This is a genomic window from Pseudomonas sp. CFBP13509 (assembly GCF_005233485.1).
GTDB lineage: Bacteria > Pseudomonadota > Gammaproteobacteria > Pseudomonadales > Pseudomonadaceae > Aquipseudomonas > Aquipseudomonas marginalis.
The window spans coordinates 438,686-455,970 of the sequence record NZ_QGAA01000003.1; the positions used below are offsets into that span (position 1 = coordinate 438,686).

General features: G+C 59.6%; 16 protein-coding genes. 2 read left to right on the forward strand and 14 right to left on the reverse strand.

Annotated elements, in window-relative coordinates:
• Positions 1–7: 7 nt before the first annotated feature.
• The 14 genes from PspCFBP13509_RS07870 to PspCFBP13509_RS07935 form a co-directional block, all read right to left on the reverse strand.
• A complete protein-coding gene (locus PspCFBP13509_RS07870) occupies positions 8–1,666 on the reverse strand; it encodes a Na/Pi cotransporter family protein (protein WP_137211771.1) in 1,659 nt (552 codons plus the stop codon).
• Positions 1,667–1,878: 212 nt separating this feature from the next.
• The gene (locus PspCFBP13509_RS07875) at positions 1,879–2,646 is read right to left on the reverse strand and encodes a TerC family protein (protein WP_027608010.1); all 768 of its coding nucleotides are present in this window, start codon (positions 2,644–2,646) and stop codon (positions 1,879–1,881) included.
• 68 nt (positions 2,647–2,714) lie between these two features.
• A complete protein-coding gene (locus PspCFBP13509_RS07880; RefSeq protein ID WP_003170826.1) occupies positions 2,715–4,022 on the reverse strand; it encodes a CitMHS family transporter in 1,308 nt (435 codons plus the stop codon).
• A 313-nt stretch (positions 4,023–4,335) separates the two neighbouring features.
• Entirely contained in the window at positions 4,336–6,297 is a 1,962-nt protein-coding gene (locus PspCFBP13509_RS07885; protein ID WP_065926873.1) for a DUF7844 domain-containing protein, read from the reverse strand.
• The gene (locus PspCFBP13509_RS07890; protein ID WP_027608008.1) at positions 6,294–6,614 is read right to left on the reverse strand and encodes a DUF2388 domain-containing protein; all 321 of its coding nucleotides are present in this window, start codon (positions 6,612–6,614) and stop codon (positions 6,294–6,296) included. Before PspCFBP13509_RS07890 ends, PspCFBP13509_RS07885 begins: the two co-directional genes overlap by 4 nt.
• Before the next feature lie 26 nt (positions 6,615–6,640).
• Positions 6,641–6,949 carry a DUF2388 domain-containing protein gene (locus PspCFBP13509_RS07895; protein ID WP_065926888.1) on the reverse strand — a complete coding sequence of 103 codons (309 nt, stop codon included), beginning with the start codon at positions 6,947–6,949 and terminating at the stop codon, positions 6,641–6,643.
• A 103-nt stretch (positions 6,950–7,052) separates the two neighbouring features.
• Positions 7,053–7,373: a DUF2388 domain-containing protein gene (locus PspCFBP13509_RS07900; RefSeq protein WP_137211772.1), complete on the reverse strand. Its 321-nt coding sequence runs from the start codon at positions 7,371–7,373 to the stop codon at positions 7,053–7,055.
• Positions 7,374–7,509: 136 nt separating this feature from the next.
• Entirely contained in the window at positions 7,510–7,695 is a 186-nt protein-coding gene (locus PspCFBP13509_RS07905; RefSeq protein ID WP_027608005.1) for a DUF1127 domain-containing protein, read from the reverse strand.
• Positions 7,696–7,954: 259 nt separating this feature from the next.
• Positions 7,955–8,170, reverse strand: a complete 216-nt coding sequence (locus PspCFBP13509_RS07910) for a DUF1127 domain-containing protein (protein ID WP_003187413.1) — start codon at positions 8,168–8,170, stop codon at positions 7,955–7,957.
• A 318-nt stretch (positions 8,171–8,488) separates the two neighbouring features.
• Complete coding sequence (locus tag PspCFBP13509_RS07915) at positions 8,489–9,982, reverse strand: acetyl-CoA hydrolase/transferase family protein (protein WP_065926874.1); 1,494 nt, start codon at positions 9,980–9,982, stop codon at positions 8,489–8,491.
• Positions 9,983–10,161: 179 nt separating this feature from the next.
• Entirely contained in the window at positions 10,162–11,598 is a 1,437-nt protein-coding gene (locus PspCFBP13509_RS07920; RefSeq protein WP_027608003.1) for an NAD(P)(+) transhydrogenase (Re/Si-specific) subunit beta, read from the reverse strand.
• Positions 11,598–11,918 (reverse strand): NAD(P) transhydrogenase subunit alpha, encoded by a 321-nt coding sequence (locus PspCFBP13509_RS07925; RefSeq protein ID WP_003187417.1) that lies wholly within the window; start codon positions 11,916–11,918, stop codon positions 11,598–11,600. Before PspCFBP13509_RS07925 ends, PspCFBP13509_RS07920 begins: the two co-directional genes overlap by 1 nt.
• 15 nt (positions 11,919–11,933) lie before the next feature.
• Positions 11,934–13,055, reverse strand: a complete 1,122-nt coding sequence (locus PspCFBP13509_RS07930) for a Re/Si-specific NAD(P)(+) transhydrogenase subunit alpha (RefSeq protein ID WP_137211773.1) — start codon at positions 13,053–13,055, stop codon at positions 11,934–11,936.
• A gap of 452 nt (positions 13,056–13,507) precedes the next feature.
• Positions 13,508–14,407, reverse strand: a complete 900-nt coding sequence (locus PspCFBP13509_RS07935; RefSeq protein ID WP_065926876.1) for a LysR family transcriptional regulator — start codon at positions 14,405–14,407, stop codon at positions 13,508–13,510.
• A gap of 157 nt (positions 14,408–14,564) precedes the next feature.
• Between PspCFBP13509_RS07935 and PspCFBP13509_RS07940 the strand changes: the two genes are divergently transcribed.
• Positions 14,565–15,746 carry an acyl-CoA dehydrogenase gene (locus tag PspCFBP13509_RS07940; protein ID WP_065946476.1) on the forward strand — a complete coding sequence of 394 codons (1,182 nt, stop codon included), beginning with the start codon at positions 14,565–14,567 and terminating at the stop codon, positions 15,744–15,746.
• Between the two features lie 12 nt (positions 15,747–15,758).
• On the forward strand, positions 15,759–16,979 hold the full coding sequence (locus PspCFBP13509_RS07945; protein WP_065926878.1) for a CaiB/BaiF CoA transferase family protein: 1,221 nt from the start codon (positions 15,759–15,761) through the stop codon (positions 16,977–16,979).
• Positions 16,980–17,285 lie beyond the last annotated feature (306 nt).

The following is a 17,285-nucleotide window of genomic DNA, read 5'->3' on the forward strand; positions in this document are numbered from 1 at the left end:
CGTACGTTCAGGGCGAATGTGTGATGTCGGCAATATCTTCGGCGGAGAGTGCGCCGGTGTCGGACGTTTCCAAGACTACATAAGCACTGCTGCAAAACAACGAGTTCAAGCGTTTCATGTCGGCAATCAGCTCCAGGTGCAGGGAACTGGTCTCCAGGCTCTGCACGATCTTGCGTTGCAGGCGACTGACGTGGGCGTGGGCCAGGCGGCGTTCCTGGGCGCGAAAGCGGCGCTTTTCGCGCAGCAGTTGGCGGGCGCTTTCCGGGTCGGCACTGAGGAACACCGACAAGCCCAGGCGCAGGTTGGCGATCAATTGGCTGTGCAGGACGGTGAGTTCTTCCAGGCCCACTTCGGAAAACTGGCGGCGTTGGGAGGTTTTCTGCTGCTGGACTTTACGCAGCATGCGTTCGATCAGGTCGCCGGCCAGTTTCAGGTTGATCGACAGCTCGATGATTTCGGCCCAGCGCCGACTGTCTTGCTCGCTGAGGTCTTCGCGGGGCATTTGCGCCAGGTAGAGTTTGATCGCGCTGTAGAGTGCCTCGACATCATCGCTGAGGCTGCGTATTTCCTGGGTAATGGCTGTCTGTTTGCCGCGCAGCACTTCCTGCATGGCGGTGAGCATGTTGTCGATCAGATCACCCAGGCGCAGGGTTTCGCGCGCGGCGTTGGCCAGGGCCAGGCTCGGTGTGGTCAGGGCCGTGGGGTCCAGGTGGCGCGGTTTGGCCTTGCCGTTGACCTCGTCCCGCTCCGGCAGCAACCAGGCGCACAGCCTGGCCATGGGGCCGATAGTGGGCAGCAGGATCAGGCAACGGCTGACGTTGTAGAGCAGGTGGAAGGTGATGACCATGCCTTGGGCGCTGTAGTCCAGGCCGTCCATCCACAGCACCAGCGGGTCGAGCACCGGGATAATCAGCAGCAGGCCGATCAGTTTGTACAGCAGGCTGCCCAAGGCGACCTGGCGACCGGCGGCGTTCTGCATGCTGGTGCTGAGAAAGGCCAGCACGCCACTGCCGATGTTGGCGCCGATTACCAGGCCGATGGCCACGTGCAAGCCGATCACCCCGGCGCCGGCCAGGGTGGCGGTCAGCAGGACAGCGGCGAGGCTGGAGTAGGAAATCATCGCGAACAGGGCGCCGACCAGGGCATCGAGCAAAATATCGCCGGTCAGCGAGGCGAACAGCACTTTCACGCCCTGGGCGTGGGTAATCGGCCCGGCGGCTTCGACGATTAACTGCAGCGCGAGGATGATCAGCCCGAGGCCGATCCCGACCCGGCCCAACTGCCCGGCCCGCGTCTGTTTGCGCGACAGGAAGAAAATCACCCCGAGAAAGATCAGCAGCGGCGACAGCCAGGACAGGTCGAAGGTCAGCACCCGCGCCATCAGCGCGGTACCGACGTCGGCGCCGAGCATGGTCGCCAGGGCGGGCACCAGCCCCATCAGGCCCTGGCCGACAAAGGAGGTCACCAGCATTGCCGTGGCGTTGCTGCTCTGCACCATGGCAGTCACCAGGATGCCGGCGACAAATGCCAGCCAGCGCTTGGACATGTTCTGCCCGATGACTTGACGCAGGTTGGAACCGTAGACCCGCAGAATGCCGGTACGGACGATGTGCGTGCCCCAGATAAGCAGGGTCACGGCGGAAAGCAGATTGAGCAAGGTCAGCATGCTCGGCCCCCCGTGTGGGTGTGCGCCATTTGGCGCAAATGAGAATTGCCGCGTGCCGTTCTACGTCTTGTAGTTAAGCTGTAGTTGGCGAATGGGCTCGGCGCCAGCATCGCATAGCTAAAGTGGGGATTGAAACAAAACTGTCATGAAATCAGCTTTTTATGCATGAAAAAAAGGGGCTTATAAAAGCCCCTTTTTTGTCTGGCTCGGGTTTATTGACCCGGAATATCCTTGCGCAGTTTCACAGGGTCCTGCTGTTTCTTCTTTTTCGCGATGGCGGTGCGCATCTTGATGTTCACCGCTTCCACCGCCAGCGAGAATGCCATGGCGAAGTAGACGTAGCCTTTTGGCACGTGCACGTCGAAGGATTCGGCGATCAGTACGGTACCCACCACCAGCAGGAACGACAGCGCCAGCATCTTCAGCGACGGGTGCTTGTCGATGAAGTCGCTGATGGTGCCGGCGGCCAGCATCATCACCAATACGGCAACAATGATCGCGGCAACCATGACCGGCACATGGGAGACCATGCCCACGGCGGTGATCACCGAGTCCAGGGAGAAGACGATGTCGATGATCGCGATCTGGATGATGGTGTAGATGAACTTGCCACCGGCGCCCTTGGGTTCGTCGTGGGTTTCGTCTTCACCTTCCAGGGCGTGGTACATCTCCTGGGAGCTTTTCCACAGCAGGAACAGGCCACCGAAGAACAGGATCAGGTCGCGGCCGGAAATGCCTTGGCCGAAGACCACGAACAGGTCGTCGGTCAGGCGCATGACCCAGGTGATCGACAGCAGCAACAGGATTCGCGTGACCATGGCCAATGCCAGGCCGAAGATCCGGGTGCGTGCCTGCATATGCTTGGGCATGCGGCTGACCAGGATCGAAATCATGATGATGTTATCGATGCCCAGGACGATCTCGAGGGCCGTCAGGGTGAAGAAGGCAATCCAGATTTCCGGATTGGTCAGCCATTCCATGTGTATTCCTTTGAGCAAGTGTTAAACCGCGCAAGCTGCAGCGCCGCGCGGTGAGTGAGTCGGTACGATTATAGAGTGCTGAACAGCGGAAAAATCCCCATCAGCAATGCGGCGAACATTATGCACAGGCATACCAGTACTGCCCACTTCAGGGTGAAGCGCTGGTGATCGCCAAATTCGATACCGGCCAGGGCCACCAACAGGTAGGTCGACGGTACCAGCGGGCTGAGCAAGTGCACGGGCTGGCCAACGATCGAGGCGCGGGCCATTTCCACTGCGGTGATGCCGTAATGGCTGGCGGCTTCGGCGAGTACTGGCAGTACGCCATAGTAGAACGCATCGTTGGACATGAAGAAGGTGAACGGCATGCTCACCAGTGCGGTGATCACCGCCAGGTAAGGGCCCATGGCTTCCGGAATGACGGCCAGCAGGCTCTTGGACATGGCATCGACCATGCCGGTGCCCGACAGGATGCCGGTGAAGATCCCTGCGGCGAAGATCAACCCGACCACCGCCAATACGCTGCCGGCGTGGGCGGCGACGCGGTCTTTCTGCTGTTGCAGGCACGGGTAGTTGACGATCATCGCGATACTGAATGCCACCATGAACAGCACCGGCAGCGGCAACAGGCCGGCGATCAGGGTGCACATCAGGGCCAGGGTCAGGGCACCGTTGAACCAGATCAGCTTCGGACGACGGGCGTCCGGGTATTGCGACACGCTGATCTCGCTGTGGTCGATCTCGTCGCCTTGCAGGTGCAGTTCACCCAGGCGCGCCCGTTCGCGCTTGCCGTACATGTAGGCAATCACCAGGATCGCCACCACACCGGCGGCCATCGCCGGGATCATCGGTACGAAAATATCCGAGGGGTCCACGTGCAGCGCACTGGCGGCGCGGGCGGTCGGGCCGCCCCAGGGGGTCATGTTCATCACGCCACCGGCGAGGATGATCAGGCCGGCCATGATCCGCGGGCTCATGCCGATGCGCTGGTACAGCGGCAGCATGGCGGCCACGCAAATCATGTAGGTGGTGGCGCCGTCACCGTCGAGGGACACCACCAGGGCCAGCACGGCGGTGCCGACCGACACCTTCAGCGGGTCGCCCTTGACCATCTTGAGGATCTTGCGCACAGCCGGGTCGAACAGGCCGGAGTCGATCATCAGGGCAAAATAGAGGATGGCGAACATCAGCATCACGCCGGTGGGCGCGAGCTTGGTAATGCCTTCGAGCATCATCGGGCCGATCTTCGGTGCGAAACCGCCGAACAGCGCGAACAGGATAGGCACGATGATCAGGGCGATCAGCGCAGACAGGCGCTTGGTCATGATCAGGAACATGAACGTGATGACCATGGCAAAGCCAAGGAAAGTCAGCATAGGAATACTCCAGGCGTAGCGCGGCTAGGGAATGGCGAACCGGGGTGGGGTCAGCGCAGAACGAAGGGCACGAGGCGTACGGGTGGAGTTGGGGCGAACAGGCGGGTACGGACGGACATCGGGGATCACCATTGTTGTTGTGTACAGCCGGTCTGTTGCCGGCAGTTGGGGGCGATCCTAGACGCGTTAGCTTTCAGCCAGCTTTCGTTGGCAAAACAGTTGGTGGTGGGAAGATGTACGGTCTTCAGGTGTACACATTTCAAATGTGGGAGGGGGCTTGCTCCCACATTGGAATGTGTTTATCCCGTGTACTTCAGGGCAGCTCGAGGCCGCCCGCTGCTTTGTGCAGTTTGCGCAGGTGTTCACCCACCTGCTTGAGGTTGGCTTCACACGCAGCAATTTCGGCCGCGCGGGACGGATCCAGCAGCGCCCTCACCTCTTTATCCAGCTCGCCGGTGAGCGATTGCAGCTGCTTCTGGCGCTCGGCGCTTTCCGATTCCAGGCGCTTGGCTTCCGATGGTTGCGGCAGGCCATAGCCACCGCTGCCCAGCAGTTCTGCGGGACGGCTGAGGAAGCCACTGTTGGCGAGGATCTGCTGCAGTGTGGCGTTGGCTTTCTCCATGCCGCCGTTTTTCAGCTCGCGTGCACCGAGGTAGCGTTGCTTGACTTCGTCCTGGGCCAGCATCAGCTGTTTGCGAAAGCTCGCCTGTTCCAGCAGCAGCAGTGCGGCGCTGGTGCGCAGGTCGGCCTGGTCGAACCACTGGCGGCGCTCTTCGGCGCTGAGGGACAGCCAGTCTTCAACCTGGGTCTGTTTGATCGGCAGGTGTTTGCGCAGCACGTCGAACATGGCCTGGTAGCGTTCTCGGAAGGAGTCGAAGTGATACCCCAGGCGCATGGCCTCGCGTTTGTCGTTGAGTACGCTGGTATCCGCCAGGCCACGGGCTTGCAGCACTTCCAGCAGGCCATTAGGCGTGATGTTGTCCAGGCCGGTCAGCTGGGGGTTGGCGCTGCCGCTGCGCAGCAGTTTCAGGCTTTCGACCGCGCAATTGTTGGACAGGAAGTAATAGTTGCCGTCATAGCTCCAGTGCATTTCAGCGGCGTGCTCGACGGTGTCGTTGATCTCCTGGCGCGACAGTTTCAGCGGCACGGACGCCAGGCCGCGCAGTTCGGTCTTGGTGTATTCGTCGATCACCTGGGCCAGCGGCAACACGAACAGCCGTGACGGGTACTTGCCCACCAGGCCGTCCCAGCTGGACAGCTGTACATCGCCGACGAAGGCGCGGTAGGACAGCACCAGGTGCTGGTCCAGGTCGAGCCGGCAGTCCGGCCCACGGGGGCGGCCCGGCGCGCAGATCACCAGGCGCAACATACTGTGGCCCCAGCGGCTGACCAGGTTCTGGTTGGCTTCGGCCAGCAGGTAGTCGATTTCGTAGACCCGCTCCGGGTCGACGTGGCCCAGGGGTGTCTTGGCGAAATCGTTGCCGGCGTTGAGGAACGCGTAGGTCTTGGCGCAGGTGTCTTGTTCCGGTGGGGCCCAGCCGAAGTGTTCCTTGTAATAGCGGAACAGCGCGGGGCGCCGGCAGGCATAGCTTGGGTCGAGAAGGAAGTACTCCATATTGACCGCTACGAATTCCAGCGGGCTGGTGGTTTCGTAGATATCCGGGCTGCGCGCGACCTGACGGTTGTGTTGTTCGCGCTCACCGCGACGGCCGACATATTGCGGCCAGCCCGCCAGGTCCAGCAGGCGCGGGTCATCGCTGAGGGTGAAGCGTCGGTCATTCTGGCCACGGCATTGATCGGGCAGGCCGATCAGGCCGGTGATGTTGTTCTGGCGGCTGCAACGCTGGATCAGCGCGCGTTCGTCCTTGGGCCACAGGCGCGCACGGTCATAGATGTGGGTCAGTTCATGCAGCACGGTGGCGAGCATTTCCCGGCGCACGGTGCCGTGGGGGCGATTGGTTTTTTGCGTGGCGGCGCTGCCGTCGGTCAGGCTGTCGAGCAGGTTGCGGTTGAGGTCCAACTCGGACACCAGGGAGGCCTGGCCGTAGGCATTTTCGGGCATCTTGTCGGTCCAGCCGACATCGATGCGCCGGTCCAACTGCTCGACGAAGCGCGGTGGCAGCGAGCGCATCGCCTCGTCGAGCAATGCCTGGCTGGCCTGCTGTTCGGTCGGGCTCAAGCCATCTGTCTTGAGCCGCAGTTGCAGGCTGGCCTGGGCTGCGCTGGCACACAGCAGCACAGTCCCGGCCAGGAGCCAGGCGACAAGGCGCCTCACAGAGCGAGGATAGCTTCGGCGAGGGTCTGGTCGCTGGCATCGCGCGCTTCCGGCAGGCGGGTGCGCAGGGTGTCGAAGGCGGCTTCCAACTGTGCGCCGCGGATCTCGCCGTTGGTGGCGACGAAACTGGCCGCGTCATCGTGGGCTTCGCGCACGACTTTGGAGTCGCGGATGGAGGTGGTGGTGTCCGAAGTGAAATCAATGGTGCGGCCAGAGGCGCGAACAATGATGTTACTGGTGGCCACCAGGGTATGTGCCTGGGCAACGTCGGCCAACAACAGCAGGCCAAGGGTGGCGGCGATCAGCGGGCTACGCATGGAATGACTCCGAAATACAAAGATGATTATTGGACGAGAATTGCCTGCGCCAGTTCAAGGTCGCTGGCGTTAAGTTTTGGTTGGGTACGGCGCAGGTAATCCAGCGCGGATTCCAGCCGTGCACCCCGCCATTGGCCGTCAGTGGCGATAAACGCAGCGGCATCAGCCTGGGCCGCCACGACTACTTTCCGGTCGAAAGGCGCGGAGCTCACCTTGCTGGTGGCGTACGCACTCGCGACGGTACCTTGGATGGTCAGGTCAAAGGCCGAAGCCAATGGCGACCAGCTGGCACACAAACACACAGGGACTATTAGCAGGCGGTATGAAAAAGCCATGGGACTCGACAACTGAAAGCGAGCGCCAAGGCTAGCGTAATGCCCGAGCGAGAGCCAGTGCGTCGGCATCGGGGAGCGACGGGCGCTCCCTTTGTCAGCCCACTCAAATAGCCAGGATGGCTTGGGCCAGTTGTGCGTCAGTCGCGGTGTTCAGTTGCGGCGCGTGTTGGCGGATCTGGGCCAGGGCGCTTTCCAGCTTCACACCACGAATGGCGCCTTCGCTTGCGACGAAGCTGGCTGCGTCGTCACGGGCGGCGCGCACGACCTTGTTATCCCGCAGTGACGAAGTGGCATCGGAGGTGGCGTCGGAAGTAGCCTTCAGTGCGCCGACGATGGAGTCGGTGGTCACGATGAAGCTGGATGCGCTGGCGTTGGTGGCCAGGGCCAGCAGGGCAGCAGCACTCAGCAGGCGAATACGGGACATGGGGTGACTCCTGTAGGTGAACGAATAAGGTGGCGCAGGGCAGCCATTGGGGATCAGACGCCTGTTCTAAACGGTTCGCCACGTTGTGCATGGATATTAAGCCGCTGTTTATCCGTTCGGAAAGCTTCTTGACTGCCTAGTCTCGCCAGAACGGCTTGGACAGCTCGGCCATTCGGTCTCCCGGGCTGATGCCGACATCGGAGAGTTCTCGAAGATCGAGTTGCGCCAGTTGGCGGCGTTCGTAGGCGTGGCGGAGCCATTTGGCCAGCGTGGAAGCTGTCCTGTGTAACAGCCGTTTATAGAGAGAGGGTTGGGTGTCCATGGTGAGCGCCTTCCGTGAGGTCCTGGAACACCATGGTGGGCGAGTTGCGTTGACCGTTACAGATACACCAATGCTTAATTGTACTGCTTAACTGTTATATTTTTTGAACTGTACTGGTTGAGATGAATGGCTACTGTTTGGCCTGGAACAAGGCTGGCCCCGAAACAACAAAGCCCGCCTCCGGTCTCCCGGGGCGGGCTTTGTTTTGACAAATCAGTGCTGGCTGTGGACCCGGTGGGTCAGGGCCAGCGGGCGTCAATTAACGCCAGAACGGCTTGCTCAGCTCTTCGTAGCGTTGAGCTTCGCTGATACCGGCATCAGCCAGCAGACGCGAATCCAGACGAGCCAGTTGATGGCGGCTGGAGATGCGGCGCTGCCACAACATCAGGTTGGCGAGAACGCGCAAAGGCAGGGAAGCCTGGGTGTTTACAGCTTTTTCTTCGAAGAACAGTTCGGAACTGAGTGTACGTTCCATGATGACATCCTTCCGCTTGTGGCGGGATTAGGTAGTGGTTTAACTGATGCCAATGATCCTCTTCCGGCGCAAGACTCTCTAGATACAGTTCACCTGTATTGTGAGGGGCCAGTTAACTGTTTATAGGCGCTGTACTGTACGGAAATGGGGCAACTGTACCTGTCCGCACTGAAATAGTGCGAAATAGGCATTTTATGATGTGGGTGTGGGAATTTTCGGTAGGAAATGACCGGTACAGCAGTACAGTTTTTTCAAGAATCGAGGGTTGTGGCATCGAGCTGACGAAACTGTGTTTGCGTCAGCTCGAATCTGTATCAATCAAGCCTTGAGCATATGCCCGGTTTCTTCCAGGTTAATGTGCCAACTCAGTGCTTCGCGCAGGATGTGTGGCGTGTGTCCGCCGATGGCGCAGGCTGTGTTGAAGTAACTGTTCAGCGCATCGCGGTATGCCGGATGCACACAGTTGTCGATGATCACCCGGGCCCGCTCCCGCGGCGCCAGGCCCCGCAAGTCGGCGAGGCCTATTTCGGTGACCAGGATATCGACGTCATGCTCAGTGTGGTCCACATGGCTGACCATCGGCACCACGCTGGAAATCGCGCCGCCCTTGGCAATCGACTTGGTGACGAAGATCGCCAGGTGCGCGTTGCGCGCAAAGTCGCCGGAACCGCCGATGCCGTTCATCATCCGCGTACCGCAGATGTGGGTGGAGTTGACGTTGCCGTAGATGTCGAACTCCAGCGCCGTGTTGATGCCGATAATGCCCAGGCGCCGCACTACTTCAGGGTGATTGGAAATTTCCTGCGGGCGCAGCACCAGCTTGTCTTTGTAGTGCTCCAGGTTGCCGAACACGTCGGCATTGCGCCGCTCCGACAGGGTGATCGAGCTGCCCGAGGCAAAGCTCAGTTTGCCGGCGTCGATCAGGTCGAACGTCGAGTCCTGCAACACTTCCGAATACATGGTCAGGTCTTCGAACGGCGAATCGATCAGGCCGCACATCACTGCGTTGGCAATGTTGCCGATCCCGGCCTGCAGCGGGCCAAGCTTGTTGGTCATGCGCCCGGCGTCCACTTCCTGCTTGAGGAAGTTGATCAGGTGGTTGGCGATGCCCTGGGTGTCGCTGTCGGGTGGTGTCACGGTGGAGGCTGAGTCGGCCTGATTGGTGATCACGATGGCGACGATCTTCTCCGGCGGGATCGGGATCGCGGTGCTGCCGATGCGGTCGTCGACCTTTACCAGCGGGATCGGCGTACGGGTTGGCCGGTAGGTCGGGATATAGATGTCGTGCAGCCCTTCCAGATTCGGGTTGTGTGCCAGGTTGATCTCGACGATCACTTGCTTGGCGAAAATCGCGAAGCTTGCGGAGTTACCCACGGACGTGGTGGGCACGATATGGCCTTGTTCGGTGATCGCAACGGCCTCGATGACGGCAATGTCCGGCAGCTTGAGCTGGTTGTTGCGCAGTTGCTCGACGGTTTCCGACAGGTGCTGATCGATAAACATCACTTCGCCGGCGTTGATCGCCTTGCGCAACGTGCTATCGACCTGGAACGGCATGCGTCGGGACAGCACGCCGGCTTCGGTCAATTGCTTGTCCAAGTCGTTACCCAGGCTGGCGCCGGTCATCAGGGTGATTTTCAGCGGGGACGTCTTGGCGCGTTCGGCCAGGGCGTGGGGGACGGCCTTGGCTTCACCGGCACGGGTGAAGCCGCTCATGCCGACGGTCATGCCGTCCTCGATCAGTGCGGCGGCGTCTGCCGCGCTCATGACCTTGTTCAACAACGAAGGCAAGCGGATACGATCACGGTACATGAATTGTTATCTCAGGCTACGGAAGCAAGGTGGGCAGTGTAGTGATTTCAAAAAGTTTCGGCCCGCTACCATGGTCGAATGCGGGGCAGCGATTTAGAGCCTTTGGTCGGGTTTCATGGGGTAATAAAAAACCCCAGCCTACTGGAGGCCAGGGTTTCGGGTATTGCTCTGGCGCAGTGTTACTCGACGGCCTTGACCATATCTTCGATGACCTTCTTGGCATCACCGAAGACCATCATGGTCTTGTCCAGGTAGAACAGTTCGTTATCCAGCCCGGCATAACCACTGGCCATCGAACGCTTGTTGACGATGATGGTCTTGGCCTTGAACGCCTCCAGGATCGGCATGCCGGCAATCGGCGAGTTGGGGTCGTTCTTGGCGGCCGGGTTGACCACGTCGTTCGCGCCCAGCACCAGCACCACGTCAGCCTGGCCGAATTCGGAGTTGATATCCTCCATCTCGAACACCTGGTCGTAAGGCACTTCCGCCTCGGCCAGCAGGACGTTCATATGCCCAGGCATACGGCCGGCCACCGGGTGGATCGCGTATTTCACGGTCACGCCACGGTGCGTCAGCTTTTCGGTCAGTTCCTTCAGGGCATGCTGTGCCCGTGCCACTGCCAGGCCATAGCCTGGAACGATGATCACGGTGTCGGCGTTGGTCAGCAGGAAGGTGGCGTCGTCGGCCGAACCGGACTTCACCGGGCGTGCTTCTTTAGAACCCGCTGCAGCACCGGCATCCGGCGCATTGCCGAAACCGCCGAGCAGTACATTAAAGAAGGAGCGGTTCATCGCCTTGCACATGATGTACGACAGGATCGCACCGCTTGAACCCACCAGCGAACCGGCAATGATCAGCATCGAGTTGTTCAGCGAGAAGCCGATGCCCGCCGCGGCCCAGCCGGAGTAGCTGTTGAGCATCGACACAACAACCGGCATATCGGCGCCGCCAATCGGGATGATGATCAGCACGCCGAGCACGAACGCCAATGCCAGCATCAGCGCAAAGGCGGTGAGGTTGCCGGTGAACATGAACGCCAGCCCCAGGCCCAGGGTTGCAAGGCCGAGCACCAGGTTGATCTTGTGCTGGCCGCCAAACTGTACCGGTGCGCCTTGGAACAGGCGGAACTTGTACTTGCCCGACAGCTTGCCGAACGCGATCACCGAACCGGAGAAGGTAATCGCCCCGATGGCCGCGCCGAGGAACAGCTCCAGGCGGTTGCCCGCCGGGATCGCATCGCCCAGGTGTTTGACGATGCCCAGGGACTGCGGCTCGACCACGGCGGCAATCGCGATAAACACCGCGGCCAGGCCGATCATGCTGTGCATGAAGGCGACCAGTTCGGGCATCTTGGTCATTTCTACGCGCTTGGCCATGATCGAGCCGGCGGTGCCGCCGACCAGCAGGCCGACGATCACGTAGCCGATACCGGCGGTGGCCAGCTCAGCGCCGAGCTTATAGATGAGGCCTACGGTCGTGAGTACCGCCAGCGCCATGCCGAGCATGCCGAACAGATTGCCGCGTCGCGACGTAGTGGGATGCGACAGGCCTTTGAGGGCCTGGATAAAGCAGATCGACGCGATCAGGTACAGCGTCGTCACCAGATTCATGCTCATTACTTCGGCGCCTCTTCTTTTACTTTCGGGGCTTTCTTCTTGAACATCTCCAGCATCCTGCGAGTTACCAGGAAACCGCCGAACACGTTCACGGCCGCGAGGGCCACAGCCAGGGTGCCCATGGTCTTGCCCAGTGGCGTAACGGTCAGCGCTGCAGCGAGCATGGCGCCGACAATCACAATCGCTGAAATGGCGTTCGTCACTGCCATCAACGGTGTGTGCAGTGCGGGCGTTACGTTCCAGACCACGTGGTAACCGACATAAATCGCCAGCACAAAGATGATCAGGTTGTAGATACCGGGGGAGATAAGCTCTTCCATCGTCTGAATCCCTGCTTAGGCGTTTTTGCGGATGACTTGGCCGTCGCGGCACATGAGGCACGCGGCGACGATGTCGTCTTCGAGGTTGATTTCAAACTGCCCTTCCTTGTTGAAGACCAGTTTCAGGAAGTCCAGCAGGTTGCGCGCATACAAGGCCGACGCATCGGCGGCGACGGCGCCGGCGAGGTTGGTCGGGCCGCAGATGATTACGCCGTTCTCCACCACCACCTGGTCGGCGACGGTCAGCGGGCAATTGCCGCCCTGGGCGGCAGCGAGGTCGATGACCACCGAGCCGGGCTTCATCTGCGCGACGGTGTCGGCGCTGAGCAGCGTCGGCGCCTTGCGGCCGGGGATCAGGGCGGTGGTGATGACGATGTCGGCCTGCTTGGCGCGTTCGTGCACGGCCAGGGCCTGGCGTTGCATCCAGCTGCTGGGCATCGGGCGCGCGTAGCCGCCGACACCGACGGCGCATTCACGTTCTTCGTCGGTTTCGTAGGGGACGTCGACGAACTTGGCGCCAAGGGATTCGATCTGCTCTTTTACCGCAGGACGCACGTCGGATGCTTCGATCACCGCGCCCAGGCGTTTCGCCGTGGCGATGGCTTGAAGGCCTGCAACACCGGCGCCGAGGATCAGCACGCGCGCGGCTTTGACCGTACCGGCGGCGGTCATGAGCATCGGCATGAAGCGCGGGTAATGATGGGCGGCCAGCAACACGGCTTTATAGCCGGCGATGTTGGCCTGGGAAGACAGCACGTCGAGGCTCTGGGCCCGCGAGTTACGTGGCGCAGCTTCCAGCGCAAAGGCAGTGATGCCTTGCTCGGCCAGCTTGGCAATGGTTTCGTTGCTGAACGGATTGAGCATGCCCACCAACGCGGTGCCGCTTTTGATCAGCGCCAGTTCGCTGTCGCTGGGGGCGACCACCTTGAGAATCAGCTCGGCGCCAAACGCATCGCCGGCACTGCCAATGGTCGCGCCTGCCGCTTCATAGGCACTGTCGACGATGCTGGCCTTGAGGCCTGCGCCGCTTTGAACAGTGACCTTATGGCCCTGGCCGATCAGCTTCTTGATGGTTTCCGGGGTGGCAGCCACCCGCGTTTCACCGGTCTGGGTTTCGAGAGGAACACCAATGTGCACGTCAAATCTCCTGCATGATCTTTTTGCTTTTGATCTTTTTGTAAAAAGGCCAGTGCACCGCGAGTGGCGCAGCTGGGGCGGCCGATCAGCACGATCCCGCTGAAATGACAGCGGGGCGCGGCATTTTGCAGGCGAACTTTACGGCCTTCAAGGGATTATGACGGGTGACGAAAAATTAACTACAAGTCACCCTGTGACTGATTGTCGCAACGGTCTGAAATAACCTCTTTAAATACAGGTGTTTAAAGGGCTTCAGCTGATTCGTGTGTTTTTTTCCATCGTTGATGTGAATAGTCGGGCATTGGCTGATAGGAGTCGCTACAAGCCACGAAAATCATGGCTTTAAGCCTTGTTTCAGGCTGACAGGTACAGTCTGCTTAAATGCGACATATACGTACATCTGTAGGCTTGTGATTTAGCTGACTACAAAGTCAGTATGTGAGGCTTGTCCTTTAAATGCTGGGGCTGTAGCGCTGCGATTGGTCTATCAACCAGTCTCTGAACGCATGCAGTGAGGCGGATTCGACTTTTCTGTCAGGAATCATCAGGTAATAAGCCTTCGAACTGGTCAGCGCCTGCGGGCTTGCGATCACCAGTCGATGCTCATCCAGTTCTCGCTGGATAAGGAATGGCGGGATCAGTGCAATACCCATGTCATGCATGGCGGCTTGAGACAACATCGAGAATAGCTCGTAACGTGGGCCTGTCATGTCGCGGGGCACGTTCAGTTGCTGGGCGTTGAACCATTGGCGCCAGGCGTAAGGGCGGGTGGTCTGCTGCAGCAATGGCAGTTCTGCAATCTCCTGGGGGGTGAATCGCTCAAGTTCGCCCAATAGTCGCGGGCTGCACACGGGGACAGGATTTTCTCCCATGAGCCTGTGGGATTCGGTACCGGACCAATCTGCGTCGCCGAAGTAAATTGCTGCGTCGAATTCCGTATCCGCAAATAGAAAAGGACGCGTGCGGTTAGTCAGGTTTACCGTCACTTCTGGATGCTCTCGTTGAAAGTCCTTGAGGCGAGGGATCAACCATTGCGTACCAAACGTGGGTACTACGGCCAGCTCAATGGTGTTTGCGCCTTGCTGCCCCATGACGGACAGGGTATCGCGCTCCACGGCGTCCAACTGGGTGGCCACGCGACGGCTGTATGAAAGTCCCGCCTCCGTCAGCTTTACCCCGCGCCGTGAGCGCCGAAACAGCTCGACACTTAAAAACTCTTCCAGGCTGGCGATCTGTCGGCAAATGGCGCCTTGGGTGATGGAAAGCTCATGCGCCGCCTTGGTAAAGCTCTCGTGGCGGGCTGCCGCTTCAAAACTGACAAGGGCGGTGGTGCTGGGAATTTTTCTGCGCATATACCTTGTCCTCACATAAAAAGTGCAGCTGCGCCGCTTGTAGGCGTTACGGAGTGAGAAATTAGCACAAGCCTATGCAAAAACCTCGTTTGCTCTCCCTGCCTGCCCGGCCTAGGCTCCATGCACGAATTCTGATTTTCTTTGCGAGGACTCATTCATGGCTGGCAAGGCAAGCTTCAACTGGATCGATCCACTGCTGCTGGATCAACAGCTCACCGAAGAGGAGCGCATGGTGCGCGACAGTGCTGAGCAATTCGCCCAGGACAAGCTGGCGCCGCGTGTGCTCGAAGCCTTTCGCCATGAAAAGACCGACCCGGCGATTTTCCGTGAAATGGGTGAGACCGGTTTGCTGGGGGCGATGATTCCTGAGCAGTACGGGGGCAGTGGTTTGAGTTACGTCAGCTACGGCCTGATTGCGCGTGAGGTTGAGCGCGTCGACTCCGGTTATCGCTCGATGATGAGTGTGCAGTCGTCACTGGTGATGGTGCCTATCAATGAGTTCGGCACCGAAGCGCAAAAGCAGAAGTACTTGCCGAAATTGGCCTCTGGCGAATGGATTGGTTGTTTTGGTTTGACCGAGCCTGACCACGGCTCCGATCCTGGCGCGATGATCACTCGTGCGCGCAAAGTGGATGGCGGCTACAGCCTTACCGGCGCAAAAATGTGGATCACCAATAGCCCGATTGCGGACGTGTTTGTGGTGTGGGCCAAGGACGACGCTGGCGATATTCGTGGGTTTGTTCTGGAGAAAGGCTGGAAAGGCCTGAGTGCGCCGGCGATTCACGGCAAGGTCGGCCTGCGCGCCTCCATCACCGGTGAGATCGTGATGGATAACGTGTTTGTGCCGGAAGAGAACATTTTCCCGGATGTGCGCGGCTTGAAGGGCCCTTTTACCTGCCTCAACTCGGCGCGTTATGGCATCTCCTGGGGGGCTTTGGGTGCTGCCGAGTTCTGTTGGCACACCGCACGCCAGTACACCCTGGATCGCCATCAGTTCGGCCGTCCATTGGCAGCAACTCAATTGATTCAGAAGAAGCTGGCCGATATGCAGACCGAAATCACCCTGGCGCTGCAAGGCTGCCTGCGCCTGGGGCGTATGAAGGAAGAGGGAACGGCTGCGGTTGAAATCACATCGATCATGAAGCGCAACTCATGCGGCAAGTCCCTGGACATCGCGCGTATGGCGCGGGACATGTTGGGTGGCAACGGTATCTCCGACGAGTTCGGGGTGGCGCGTCATCTGGTGAATCTTGAGGTGGTTAACACCTATGAGGGTACCCATGACGTGCACGCCCTGATTCTGGGGCGCGCGCAAACCGGTATTCAGGCGTTCTATTAATAGGAGAACGGCATGGGCGCGCTTTCGCATCTGCGGGTATTGGATTTATCGCGAGTGTTGGCAGGCCCCTGGTCCGGGCAGATCCTTGCGGACCTTGGGGCTGAGGTGATCAAGGTCGAGCGACCTGGTAGCGGTGACGATACGCGCGCCTGGGGGCCGCCCTTCCTTAAAGACGCTGATGGCGAGAACACGAGTGAGGCGGCGTACTACTTGTCGGCTAATCGCAACAAAGAGTCGGTGACGATCGACTTCACGCGGCCGGAGGGACAGCGGCTGGTGCGAGATCTGGCTGCCAAGTCCGACATCTTGATCGAGAACTTCAAGGTGGGTGGCCTGGCGGCGTATGGGCTGGACTACGATTCGCTCAAGAAGGTGAATCCGGAGTTGATCTACTGCTCGATCACTGGCTTCGGTCAGACGGGGCCGTATGCCGCTCGCGCGGGGTATGACTTCATGATCCAGGGGTTGGGTGGGCTGATGAGTCTTACCGGTCGGCCGGAAGGCGATGAGGGGGCCGGGCCGGTGAAGGTGGGGGTGGCGTTGACTGACATTCTCACTGGGCTCTACTCGACGGTGGCGATCCTTGCTGCGCTGGCGCATCGGGATCATGACGGTGGTGGGCAGCATATCGATATGGCATTGCTTGATGTGCAGGTGGCTTGTCTGGCTAACCAGGCGATGAACTACCTGGCCACGGGAGCGGCGCCAAAACGACTGGGTAATGCTCATCCGAATATCGTGCCTTATCAGGATTTTCCTACGGCCGATGGCGATTTCATACTGACCGTGGGTAATGACGGGCAATTTCGCAAGTTCGCCGAAGTGGCTGGGCAGCCGCAGTGGGCGGATGATCCGCGGTTCTCTACTAATAAGGTGCGGGTAGCCAACCGCGCTGAGCTGATTCCATTGATTCGCCAGGTTACGGTCTTCAAGACTACGGCTGAGTGGGTGTCACAACTGGAGCGGGTTGGTGTGCCTTGTGGGCCGATCAATGACCTAGCCCAGGTGTTTGCCGATCCTCAGGTAAAGGCACGAGGGCTGGCGATACAGCTGCCGCATGCGTTGGCGGGGATGGTGCCGCTGGTGGCCAGTCCGATTCGGTTATCCAAGACGCCTGTGGAGTACCGTACTGCGCCTCCTTTGTTGGGGCAGCATACGGCTCAGGTGCTGCAGGATGTGTTGGGGTTGGGCTCGGCGAATGTGAAGGCTTTAAAAGAAGCGGGAGTTATCTAGGGGCGCTCTTCTATATAGAGGGCGTTTTGGTGGTTTTTTAATCAACTTCGGCAAATTGATAGGAAAACTAAATTAAGTGTTGACGGCAGATCCTGGGAGTCTATAATTTGCCCCACTTCCGGCGCAGTCGAAACGCAAAACTCCTTGGTAAACAAAGAGTTATGCAGAATAAGGCAGCGGATTGCTTCAGTTCATCGAAGCCCAGAAGGAGCTGATAGAGTCATGTTGTTTGACGCTATTAACGATTCGATCTTCTCGGTCGAAAGCGGAGAAAAAGAGGTGTTGACAGCAGCGTGTAACGCTGTA

What these genes read in the sequence shown, in the direction of transcription:
- PspCFBP13509_RS07870 (WP_137211771.1), bottom strand. Translation starts at nt 1,666, where the DNA reads ATGCTGACCTTGCTCAATCTGCTTTCCGCCGTGACCCTGCTTATCTGG.
- PspCFBP13509_RS07890 (WP_027608008.1), bottom strand. Translation starts at nt 6,614, where the DNA reads ATGCGTAGCCCGCTGATCGCCGCCACCCTTGGCCTGCTGTTGTTGGCC.
- PspCFBP13509_RS07905 (WP_027608005.1), bottom strand. Translation starts at nt 7,695, where the DNA reads ATGGACACCCAACCCTCTCTCTATAAACGGCTGTTACACAGGACAGCT.
- PspCFBP13509_RS07910 (WP_003187413.1), bottom strand. Translation starts at nt 8,170, where the DNA reads ATGGAACGTACACTCAGTTCCGAACTGTTCTTCGAAGAAAAAGCTGTA.
- PspCFBP13509_RS07880 (WP_003170826.1), bottom strand. Translation starts at nt 4,022, where the DNA reads ATGCTGACTTTCCTTGGCTTTGCCATGGTCATCACGTTCATGTTCCTG.
- PspCFBP13509_RS07925 (WP_003187417.1), bottom strand. Translation starts at nt 11,918, where the DNA reads ATGGAAGAGCTTATCTCCCCCGGTATCTACAACCTGATCATCTTTGTG.
- PspCFBP13509_RS07900 (WP_137211772.1), bottom strand. Translation starts at nt 7,373, where the DNA reads ATGTCCCGTATTCGCCTGCTGAGTGCTGCTGCCCTGCTGGCCCTGGCC.
- PspCFBP13509_RS07915 (WP_065926874.1), bottom strand. Translation starts at nt 9,982, where the DNA reads ATGTACCGTGATCGTATCCGCTTGCCTTCGTTGTTGAACAAGGTCATG.
- PspCFBP13509_RS07945 (WP_065926878.1), top strand. Translation starts at nt 15,759, where the DNA reads ATGGGCGCGCTTTCGCATCTGCGGGTATTGGATTTATCGCGAGTGTTG.
- PspCFBP13509_RS07875 (WP_027608010.1), bottom strand. Translation starts at nt 2,646, where the DNA reads ATGGAATGGCTGACCAATCCGGAAATCTGGATTGCCTTCTTCACCCTG.
- PspCFBP13509_RS07940 (WP_065946476.1), top strand. Translation starts at nt 14,565, where the DNA reads ATGGCTGGCAAGGCAAGCTTCAACTGGATCGATCCACTGCTGCTGGAT.
- PspCFBP13509_RS07920 (WP_027608003.1), bottom strand. Translation starts at nt 11,598, where the DNA reads ATGAGCATGAATCTGGTGACGACGCTGTACCTGATCGCGTCGATCTGC.
- PspCFBP13509_RS07895 (WP_065926888.1), bottom strand. Translation starts at nt 6,949, where the DNA reads ATGGCTTTTTCATACCGCCTGCTAATAGTCCCTGTGTGTTTGTGTGCC.
- PspCFBP13509_RS07935 (WP_065926876.1), bottom strand. Translation starts at nt 14,407, where the DNA reads ATGCGCAGAAAAATTCCCAGCACCACCGCCCTTGTCAGTTTTGAAGCG.